The following is an 8,826-nucleotide window of genomic DNA, read 5'->3' as shown; positions in this document are numbered from 1 at the left end:
CCACTGGCGCCGGGACGGGGTCTTCGCGCGTCCGGGAGTGACTACCGGGTCACCGGCAAGACTCGATCACCTTGCCTCGCAACATCATCGAGGCCCCAAGGCCCGCGGCGGCCCTCCGAGTTGTTCGCCTACGTGGCCGCTTCATAGTCCGGAAAAGCGCAAGCGGTCTTACCGAACTCCTTGCCCGAGCACTCCGCGCGCGCGGCCGCCAGGTTGAAGTCGAGCACCTCCATGTCCACTTGCCGCGCGTGCTGAAGACGCCTACCGCGGGCCCGCCCGCACCACCTCCGAGCAGAAGCCCACCCGATGAAAGACCTCGACCCGTGACCGCCACGCACAGCCGCATGACACTCGGGGCGGCCGTCGACGCCTGCTCTCACCCTCGCTAACCGGAAGGCTGCCCATGACTGCTGACACCATCCCGCCGCGCCCGCCGATTGTCGTCCTGTGCGGGTCGACCCGGTTCTGGGACGCTTTCACCGAAGCCGCCTTGTACGAGACCGTGGCCGGCCGGATCGTCCTCTCCCCCGCCTGCGACCTCAAGACCCCGCATCCGCTGTGGGCCGACCCTGCCCGCGCCGACCGGCTCAAGCGCGTACTCGACGATCTTCACCTGCGAAAGATCGACCTCGCCGACGACGTCCTGATCGTCAACCCCGGCGGCTACATCGGCGACAGCACCCGCCGCGAGATCGCCTACGCCCGCAGTCTCGGCAAGCCGATCCGCTACACCCACCCGACCCCCGACCACACCTGACCACCCCGCACAGCAAAGGGCCCCTCCGCTCCCTGCGGAGGGGCCCTTTGTGTTTTGGGGCACGCGGGTCAGGCTGAGGTGTCTGCCTGACCCACCCGGTCGTCCAGCAGCGCCGCGTACTCGGGAAGCCTTTGCGGGTCCAGCGTCGTCCTGCCGGGCAGCCCACCCGCCTGGTCTCACTCATTTGGAGTAGGTGAAGCTCATTGCAAGCCTGAAAAAGGCTTGTGCGGCCCCTTGGCGGCTTCTCAGGGGCTTCCAGGTCCGATCACCCCAGCCCTCTCGAGATAGCGCCCTACAGGCGCCTTTCTGTGTGTCGCTTTTGGCCTATTCATCTCTTAGATACCTTTCGAGGTTCAAGGGGGCTCCGTCACGCCGTGTCCGCGCACGCGCGCCCAACTGCCCGGCTGAGGCTTGGAGTCAGAACCTCGCTTCGACGGCCTGGCACTCTGGCCGAGCTCACGCAGACATTCGTGACGCGAGCCTGCCCGCGCACTCAGGTATCGCCGCCAGGAGAGCCGCGGCTCTGGCGAGTCCACAGCAGCGGGTGCCTGCCCCCATTGCGGTCCTGAACGTTCGCCGCGACGACATGGACGGCCAAGAGCAGACCGAGGGTGTCGGTGACGATAGACCGCTGTAGCCCTTGACCTTCTTGCCCGCCTCAAAGCCTCTCGTAGCGGCCGGCCCGGTATCGGCGGTTCGGACTGACTGCGAGTTGATCAACCCCGCACTCGGCCCAGCGTTGCGGCCATCGGCCTCGCGGACCTGGTCGCGCATGGTGTGATGGATCCGCTCGACCGTGCGGTCGTCGTGCTCCCAGGTGAAGTGCCAGTACACGGTGGGCCAGGGCGCGAAGTCGTTGGGCGACTGACGCCAAGAGCATCCAGTTCGCATGACATACAAGATCGCTTCAACGATCCGGCGTCGCGGATGCTTCTCCCGTCGGCCGCCCTTCGGCCCCACCGTGGCTGGCGGGAGCAACGGCTCCACGGCCTTGGTCGTGGTCACGTGCACCTTGGTCAGAGCACATGATCAGACGAAGGGCGTCTCCACGTCCGGCGAATACCCGGGTGGGCGGCCGCGAGGGTCTCTCCCGGCAGTGCGGTGTGCTGGGACCTGGCCGCCTCGACAGTTGTTTCGGCGAGCGCGGCGGCGTTCTTCACCTTGCGGTTCTTCAGCCAGGTGTCGATGCGCCTGGCCCCGATGCGGCGGATCGCGGCCGGCATCTGGTAGCCGGTCAGCAGCATGACCGGACCCTTCTTGCCCAGGTTCAGAGACCGCTCCAACGCAGGGAAGAATTCCGGCAGTTGGGCCCGCAGGCGGTTGCTCTGACGGGTGCGGTCGTTGACCAGGTCGAGGCGGCGGGCAGTCAGGGTGCGCAGGTCGTCGGCTATCTCATCGCCGGGCCGCAGGAGACCGAGGTCCCGGCGCATGCATGCCTGATCGGCGATGACGAACGCGTCCTTCTCGCCCGTCTTGCCCTGGCCGCGGTAGGCGGCCGACGCCTGGTGCACGGCCAGGCCGGTGATGTAGACCATCGGCTGGGCGTGGCTGAGCAGGAGGCCGATGAGCAGGGCGGCGCCGCTGTGGTTGATGTCCACTGCCCACAGGGCGTCCTCGCAGAGCGCGAGTACGTCCTGAGATGAGCTCCAGCAGGGCCGGTTCGTCGTTGAAGACTCGGCGTGAGAGGAGGCGTTCGCCGCGTTCGTCGACCACCAAGCAGTGATGGTGTTCCTTGCCGATGTCCACTCCGGCCTAGATCTGGGGCACGGTCACCTCCGCCAGCTCGTCGTCACACATCGATCCCGCAGACGACCTCGCCGACGTTGTCCTACACAGCGATCAAGTCGCATATCCCAATTAGCGGTCGAGTCGTCGCGGGGCTCCGGGTGGCCAAGTCATTTGAGCCATCCAACGGCGACAAGCTCACAGCCATACCCGGAACCCCTGGGCCGCCGATCTTACGAATGACCGCCTCAGACCCGCGCTTGGAAGACACCTCAGGCGCCTAACTCGTCAAGTGGCAGCGGGCCGCTGTCTGGTCAAGTCGAACAAGCCAGTGGTCAGACGCTGGCGAGGGCGGACAGGAGCGTGTCGGTGCGGAGCTGAAGATCGGGTGCCTCGGCTCCTGCGACCCTGACGGACACCTCCCCTGCGCCGACTGCGTGGGCGAGGGCGACCTCCACGGTGGCGAGTGTGCCGACCAGGGGATACGAGTACCAGCCGTCGGATGCCTCGTCGTCGGTGTCCTGAAAGCCGACTTCGTTGGTTTCCCAGTCGGTTTCGTCGAAGGTGTATCCGGCGTAGCTGGAGAGCAGTTCAAGGAAGGCGCGCAGGTTGCGGCCCCAGATCCATCCGGCGATCGGCTCGGTCACGTGTTCCCCGTCCCTGTGAGAGGGACAGCATGGCAGACGTGGTCTGCCGTCAGGCTGCGGCGGCGAGCTCAGCCGGGAAAGCGGTCTGTTCGTCGAACAGCTTGCGGTGCTGGAGGCAGTGGTAGAGCTGGCCGAGCATGCGGTTGAAGAGGTTCCTCTGGGCGGCTGCGTGCCAGTCTCCGTGGTCGTCGCGGCGCCTGCCGGCGGCGCTGGACGCCGATCTTTCGGTAGGCATCGTGTGCCCGACGTCAAACGTCTGTCCAGCGACGGCGGACGCCAACACCCGCCTCTGCTTGATGTGCTGCGAGCACGCCGGATGCCGCACGATCTACATTTGGGCACCAGGCCGGGTAAGTACAAGGCGTCCATCCGATGCCACGCAACCCACCACGGCACGAGTTGGCTGCGGCGAAGATGCCGGACGCCGCCGCTCTTCCAAGAGGCATCGGCTTACCAGGTAGGACACAGGCGTTCGTCCGGCATCCACGCGACAGTCAGCTCGCTTCGTGGCGATGGCCAGGAAGACACCGAAACGCACCGGGCTCACAGGAGGCCTCAACGGGCACGGTCTGTGAGGAGGTATCCGCTTGGCACCCGCCCGACCATCACCATGAGTACCAGGCCCACGCATCGATCTACGGAGAGGCTTTCTGCAGCCCGGGAATCGAAAGATGTCGCAACCCTGTACTCGAACAGACTGAAGGAGTCGATCTCCTCCAGCACTGCCCTTAACAAGGGATTAGGTAGGAGAAGCTGAGTGATTACGCCGTAATCACTTGCGGGCTGGTCTCCTTGGAGGGCCCGCGCAATCAGGACCCAGCTCTTGAGCGGACTGCTGCCAGAGGAGGAGCTGGATACCGCGGCCACCTCTTCGTCTGTCCACTCGACCGTAACCGCCTCGTCGGGCAGTAAGTGGGCATCGGGAGAAGCCAGCAGGGGCCCGAGATGGGCGCCCGGCCTTTCAACAGGGGAACTGGGTAGCAGCTCTTCATGGCCCCCCCGAACCCGCCTCACATTGGCCGCGACCACCCTTGATGCACCGGACGCTCACCAGCTGGCGCAGTTCTACCAAAGCCTGCTGGGGTGGCAGATAGAGAAGGAGGAACCGGGCTGGGTGGAGCTCGCACCGCCCGGCGGCGGTGCTGGGCTGTCGTTCCAGACAGAGCCGCTCTTCTCCCGGCCGCGGTGGCCTGCAACCCGTTTTGAGCAGCAGATGATGGTGCACCTGGACATCGAGGTGAGCGATCTGCCATCAGCTGTCGAGTATGCCCTCGCTCTGGGGGCAACCTTGGCAGACTTCCAGCCTCAGGCTGGTGTGCGGGTCCTATGTGACCCCGCGGGTCACCCGATCTGTCTTTTTGCGCGCTCCCCCTGAGCGCCTGAGCGGTGCGCTGCGCTGTTTCTGCGGAGCGGTAACGCGGGAGCACGGCCTCGACCTCTCCGAAATCTGGCTCCTCCTACCGGACACGTGCCCCCGGCCGCACAGGTGGCATGCTCAGTCTGATTACGCCGTAATCACTCAAGCGAGTTGGGCCCTGTCTCCTTGGCCGTCTACAGGCTGGGGCGTTTGCGGGTGGTCCATGGTGGTGCCGTCAGGGTTTCGCCCGAAGGCGGCCCGTAGAACGGCGGAGAGGTCTTCCTCGGGGACCGTGGTGCGCACGTCCGCCAGAACCTGGGGAAAGTCGTCATCGTTGATGACGCCCATGTGCTCCTGTCGGAGTTGGTAGATGATCTCGACGAGCTCCGGTCTCAGCTCCATCCAGGCACGAGAGGTACGGATCTCTTCATCGACCTGGTGCATGAACCAGCGCATGACCTCGTACGGGACGTCAGCGTGACCTGCGTGCGGATTGAAGCACACTGTCGGTTCCCGTGCCGGATCCTCGTCGGGGACGGTTGCGGTCACGAGAGTTCTTTGCCCGGCTACGAGATCCAGTTCCAGATACCAGGCGTCATCGGGCACTGAGTACATCGCGGTGATCGCGTAGTCGCCGTCGGGGTGTCGAAAGACCATTGCCGCATGCTGCCACGCTGCACTGAGGCGGTGCCTCTCCAAATTCTGCGGCCCGACGCCCCTGCGTCCGGGACCAGATGAGGATGGCAGCGAAGTGGAGCCTGCGGCCGTCATTCTCGCCGAGCGACAGGCTGTGGTCCAGGCCGCGGCAGAACGCCGTGCGGAAGAGGAAGCTTCCCGCCGGCATGCCTTGATGGCTCCGGCCGCCCACCGGCTCCTTGAGTACCGGGCCGTTCTGTATGACGACGATGACGTGACGTTCTGACTGGACAAGACCGAGGCGGTACTCCCCCACTGCGAGACGCCCACCCAGTTCGCCAGCCTCGGTCTCTACGTGGAGGCCGTGGTGCGTGAGCTGAAGAAGTCAGACGGCGCAGCGCAGACGGCTGAGATGGGTGAGGGTGCGCTTGCGGCGGTGGCAGTTGCCTCCGCACTGGTAGCCGACGGCTGACGTCTCACCGTCTTGAGGCTGCTGGAGTGATTACGCCGTAATCACTCCAGCCGTAGGGCAGCCGGTCTACCGTTCCACTCCCCCGGTCTGCGGCTACCGGCAGGAGAGCGCGCGGGTGAGGCCCATGGTGGTGGGGGTGTCGGGGATCCATCCTGTTGCGATGGGTGAGGAGGCGAGCCACTGCAGCCAGCCTGTGGGGTGGAAGGAGTTCTGCAGCAGAGACCGGGTTCTCCGGCCCACAGAGGGGAGACGGAGAACAGCGTCGACTCGGGCATCGCGCAGTTGAAGGTCGGGGAAGCGGGAGTCACAGAGGTCGACGATCTTCAGGGAAGCTGCCGAGACCCTCGGGGCGCGCTGTAGGGGAGCGGTCCTGCAGGAAGGGGCTGCAGGGCACCTCGCATGCAGACAGGTCCAGCATCGTGGTCACCGTGGCGCCGCGCAGACGAAGCGATGGGACGAAACAGCGTCTGGGCTCCCGCTCGCCCAGCAGAAGCCGGGACGTGACGCTGGTCCGCACCAGCTTCCGAGGGGGCCCCATGACTTTAGTCAAGGGAAACCGAGGTGCGATGGGTCGGTGAGCCGGGCCAGCATGGCGGGGTGGCTGATCTGCTGTGGGATGACGTGGAGTGCTTCTTCGACCTGGACTCGATGGGGTCGCTGCCGGACGTGCGTGTCCCGGATGCCTCGGTGGAGGACTGGCAGGCGGTCCTCGATCTGGTCGCCGAGAAGGGATGGAAGTGCCAGTACTCCGAAGGAGAGTTAATACTTCCGGTGCCCCGGGCGGAGACTGTGCTGTCCCGTCCCGCGGATGCCGAGCGTCCGGATCTGCGGGTCTGGCCGACTACCGATGTGTTGGCGATCTTCCGTTTCCATACTGCCGATGAAGTCGACTTCGACGTCGACCTGCGGGAGTTGCAGGGCCAAGAGCGGCTGGATGTGTTGTGCGGGTTCCTCCGGGAGATCGGGCGGCGGCTGGGCAAGCTGGTGCTGATGGATCCGGAGGGCGACTCTGGTCATCCGGTGATCGGCTTCGACGTCCGGGCCGATCGAGTTGTTCTCCTCGCAGACCCGCAGGTCAGGTGACTCCGGCTGACAGTTGCGGTTCGTAGAAGGTCCCGTCACGAAGCATCGCGAAGAGGACGCCTGCCCGTCGTCTGCGAGGCAGAGCAGGGCCTGGGCGCGGTGCTTGCCCTGGGCGATCTTCTTCTCGTAGTAGGCCCGGGACACGGGGTCGCCCAAGGAGGCGAACGCGGAGAGGAAGAAGGCTCGTTTGAGCTGCTTGATTCCGTTGTGCCAAGACCTGGCAGCGTTACCGATGACCGGAGGGTGCTGCTGGCCGCGAGCGCAGTTGCTGTCCTGGCGCTGCGGGAGAAGAGGATCAGGAGCGGGCAGGGGCCGGCCCGTTGCTGTGTTGAGGAGCCCGCGGTGAGAGAGCGAAGAGCTGCCGGGTGATTACGCCGTAATCACCTGCGGGCCGGGGAGTGGTGACGGGGGAGTGATTACGCCGTAATCACCCCGAGGGCAGCAGTGCGTCAAGTTGACGCACGTGGACGCGGTGTGTGATCTGCTTGTGTCCACAGCCGGAACATAGTTCTAGCCATGCCGCCTGGCACCGGAAATCCCATGGCTCTCGGCTGTCGAATCAGCCAAGGTGCAGGAGTGAGCGCTGAAGAGAGTCCCGTAGAACACGAGAACCGGTGGATCCTGAACCTTCGCGGCATGAGCGTTACCAAGATCAGCGTGGACTTCCGGCTCGTGCTGGCCCTCGACTCGGACTGGGAAGTTGCACTGGAAGCATCCGTCAACCTCTCGCACGGGACCGCCCACGCCAACCCGTCCGTGATCCTGAAACCGGAATCGCAGGACGTTGCAGCGGCCCTGACTCTGTTCGGAGCGAAGGTCCTGTCGGCGGTCGCGTTCAAGTCCGGCACCCTGCGTCTCGCTTTCGACACCGGCCACCACCTGACCTGTTCATCCGATATGCACTTCGAGGCGTGGCAGGTCACGGGCCCAACAGGATGGCGCTTCACATCGCTGCCTGGAGGCGACCTCGCCGTCTGGTCCAGCGAGGCCTAGCCGCAGCACGCGATGCGGCAGGCACAAGACTGGCTGTCTCTCTCAACGAACCGAGTCCACGCGTCTCACCCAATCCAGTTCACCCAGGTCAGCAGCACGCGATCGACCCCCTTCGATGAGACAGCACCGAGAGGATCAGCGGCGAGCCAGGGGTGCGAGTGACCCGTCTCAGTCGATCTGGCCCCTCGGGGGCTACTCGTAGATGCGCGCGACCGAGAGTTGAAGGGCGATGGATCTCCACGTGACCGGGTCGAGTTGTGCATGGAGTGGTGAGTTGGCGCCTACCCAGGCGGCCCAGGAGTCGAGCCAGTCGTTAAGGGTGCTGTGCGCCCAACTGCCTCCGTCGCCAGCCCATTCACCGCGGTCGGTTCTCGCCTGACGTTCGCGTTGGTCTCGGGCGAAGTCAGTGGCGAGCGATGCGGCATACCAGCGCAGATCCCGCACGGTGTCGACCTCTTCGGGCTTGGTGCCGGAGTCGGCGAGCGCGCAGTTGAAGCCGGGCGGGGTCGTGCGGACCGTGTCGAGTTGGTAGGCCAATCCGCGCCAGCCAGGCTGGCCGGGGGCTTCCTCGTGCAACAGGTCGGTGCCGTCGAGGCGGCTGCCCAGCAGGCGAACCCAGCCCCACAGGAAGCCGTTGATGCTCCGGTGGGTCCAGTGCTGGGCCGTGGATGCCTCGGAGTCCTGGCCGCTGCAGGCACGTTCGCAGTCGAAGGCCAGGAAGCGGAGGTAGGTGGCGAAGTCCGCTCGGGAGTCCACCTGCTGCCAGGACTCGATGTTTCGGGATGTGGGCACGTCGAGAGGCTACGAGTCCCGCTGGCCTGCGTCGACCTCATTGTTCGGGCTCTGAGGTCGGCTCCGTCGACGTCGGCAGGCAGAGCTGGACCAGTTCAACTGAGACGGCACCCGCGTCCATCCTTCCGAGGCCAGATCGCCTGAGATTTCCTGCAACCCGGCGTCTCAAGTGATCTGGTCGCCGCAGGTCACAGCCGGGGTCACGGACCAGATCCTTTGAGACGGGACAGTGCGAGGCCCGCTGGCCTGGTTGAGGAGCCTGCGGCGTGGTGGCGAGGAGCCGCCAGGTGATTACGCCGTAATCGCCTGCGGGCGGGGGAGTGGTGACAGGGGAGTGATTACGCCGTAATCACCTGCGGCGTAG

Annotated in this window: 8 protein-coding genes and 3 pseudogenes; 4 read left to right on the top strand and 7 right to left on the bottom strand. The window is 65.5% G+C overall.

Annotated elements, in window-relative coordinates; translation table 11 throughout:
• Positions 1–403 precede the first annotated feature (403 nt).
• Complete coding sequence (locus ACFVYS_RS27250) at positions 404–757, top strand: hypothetical protein (RefSeq protein WP_389506103.1); 354 nt, start codon at positions 404–406, stop codon at positions 755–757.
• A gap of 456 nt (positions 758–1,213) precedes the next feature.
• Here the strand turns inward: ACFVYS_RS27250 and ACFVYS_RS27245 are convergent, their stop codons facing one another.
• From ACFVYS_RS27245 to ACFVYS_RS27230, 4 genes and pseudogenes are all read right to left on the bottom strand, one after another.
• Positions 1,214–1,744, bottom strand: a complete 531-nt coding sequence (locus tag ACFVYS_RS27245; RefSeq protein WP_389506115.1) for a transposase — start codon at positions 1,742–1,744, stop codon at positions 1,214–1,216.
• An 83-nt stretch (positions 1,745–1,827) separates the two neighbouring features.
• Positions 1,828–2,503, bottom strand: a pseudogene (locus ACFVYS_RS27240) (IS110 family transposase); the annotation flags it as partial.
• A gap of 314 nt (positions 2,504–2,817) precedes the next feature.
• The gene (locus ACFVYS_RS27235; RefSeq protein ID WP_389506101.1) at positions 2,818–3,129 is read right to left on the bottom strand and encodes a hypothetical protein; all 312 of its coding nucleotides are present in this window, start codon (positions 3,127–3,129) and stop codon (positions 2,818–2,820) included.
• 49 nt (positions 3,130–3,178) lie between these two features.
• Positions 3,179–3,343 (bottom strand): annotated as a pseudogene (locus ACFVYS_RS27230) (IS110 family transposase); the annotation flags it as partial.
• An 801-nt stretch (positions 3,344–4,144) separates the two neighbouring features.
• Between ACFVYS_RS27230 and ACFVYS_RS27225 the strand changes: the two are divergent.
• Positions 4,145–4,504 carry a VOC family protein gene (locus ACFVYS_RS27225; RefSeq protein WP_389506099.1) on the top strand — a complete coding sequence of 120 codons (360 nt, stop codon included), beginning with the start codon at positions 4,145–4,147 and terminating at the stop codon, positions 4,502–4,504.
• Positions 4,505–4,648: 144 nt separating this feature from the next.
• On the opposite strand, the gene ACFVYS_RS27220 is transcribed toward ACFVYS_RS27225, so the two are convergent.
• Positions 4,649–5,143 carry a hypothetical protein gene (locus ACFVYS_RS27220; protein WP_389506097.1) on the bottom strand — a complete coding sequence of 165 codons (495 nt, stop codon included), beginning with the start codon at positions 5,141–5,143 and terminating at the stop codon, positions 4,649–4,651.
• A 1,048-nt stretch (positions 5,144–6,191) separates the two neighbouring features.
• On the opposite strand from ACFVYS_RS27220, the gene ACFVYS_RS27215 reads away from it, so the two are divergent.
• Positions 6,192–6,677, top strand: a complete 486-nt coding sequence (locus ACFVYS_RS27215; RefSeq protein WP_389506095.1) for a hypothetical protein — start codon at positions 6,192–6,194, stop codon at positions 6,675–6,677.
• On the opposite strand, the pseudogene ACFVYS_RS27210 reads toward ACFVYS_RS27215, so the two are convergent.
• Positions 6,670–6,887, bottom strand: a pseudogene (locus ACFVYS_RS27210) (IS110 family transposase); the annotation flags it as partial. The gene ACFVYS_RS27215 and the pseudogene ACFVYS_RS27210 overlap by 8 nt on opposite strands.
• A 366-nt stretch (positions 6,888–7,253) precedes the next feature.
• Between ACFVYS_RS27210 and ACFVYS_RS27205 the strand changes: the two are divergent.
• Complete coding sequence (locus ACFVYS_RS27205; protein ID WP_389506093.1) at positions 7,254–7,670, top strand: DUF6188 family protein; 417 nt, start codon at positions 7,254–7,256, stop codon at positions 7,668–7,670.
• A gap of 192 nt (positions 7,671–7,862) precedes the next feature.
• Here the strand turns inward: ACFVYS_RS27205 and ACFVYS_RS27200 are convergent, their stop codons facing one another.
• Positions 7,863–8,462, bottom strand: a complete 600-nt coding sequence (locus ACFVYS_RS27200) for a hypothetical protein (protein ID WP_389506091.1) — start codon at positions 8,460–8,462, stop codon at positions 7,863–7,865.
• Positions 8,463–8,826: the final 364 nt, after the last annotated feature.

The sequence above is a fragment of the Streptomyces sp. NPDC058295 genome (assembly GCF_042880655.1).
Taxonomy (GTDB): Bacteria; Actinomycetota; Actinomycetes; order Streptomycetales; family Streptomycetaceae; genus Streptomyces; species Streptomyces coriariae.
Note: the sequence above shows the minus strand (reverse complement) of the source record. Positions and strands in the feature narration are given on the sequence as shown.